At 37.5% G+C, this 778-nt stretch carries 1 protein-coding gene; it reads left to right on the plus strand.

Going from position 1 to position 778, the window contains the following annotated elements; all coding sequences use genetic code 11:
- The coding region (locus B4033_RS06310) for an OmpA family protein (RefSeq protein WP_286832733.1) at nt 1–678 on the plus strand (678 nt) is incomplete at its 5' end.
- Nucleotides 679–778 lie beyond the last annotated feature (100 nt).

Genomic DNA, 778 nt, shown 5'->3' on the forward strand with positions numbered 1-778 from the left:
ATTATTGAAGGTGCTGTACCCACTGAGATGACCAAACAGGAAATACTGAGTAAATTATATACAACTTATGGGCAGAAAAATGTGGTGGACCGCATCCAGATCCGTCAGGTCACCGCACCAGCAGACTGGTCAAATACAGTCAGTACAGTAATTCATGAAGATCTGAAAAAGGTCAAAAACGGTAAATTAACAGTAAAAGGTACTGATATTCAGCTCACAGGTAAAGTATCAAATCCTCATGAAATTCAGGAAATTACAGCAAAATTTCAGGGATTAACACCAGCAAGTTACCGCTTAAATACCCAGCTTTCAGTCAATCAGGCTGAACAGCAGATCATTGATGCAGCATTAAAGAATCGAATTATTGAGTTTGAATCTGGTAGTGCGGTATTAGCATTTTCAGGTGCACAGATCCTGGATGAAATGGTCATTGCTTTAAACAAGGTGGGTGCTAAAAAAATACGGATTATTGGACATACGGATAGTTCAGGCAATGCTCATCAAAATCTGCAATTGAGTCAGCAACGTGCAGAAGCAGTAAAGACTTATTTAATCAAAAAAAATATTCCAGCACATTTGCTCAGTACTGATGGTCTAGGTGCAAGTAAACCTGTAGCGGAAAATACCACAGCTGAAGGTCGAAAGAAAAACCGTCGGATTGAGTTTGAAGTACTTTAAAAATATAAGTTGCTTGAGCAACAACATAGATAATCGTATTATTAATTTGTTATTCCTAAGTAGAAATGTCCTACCTTAAAACCAAATAGAAATGTCCTAT

The organism is Acinetobacter sp. UBA3132 (assembly GCF_002364825.1).
Taxonomy (GTDB): domain Bacteria; phylum Pseudomonadota; class Gammaproteobacteria; order Pseudomonadales; family Moraxellaceae; genus Acinetobacter; species Acinetobacter schindleri.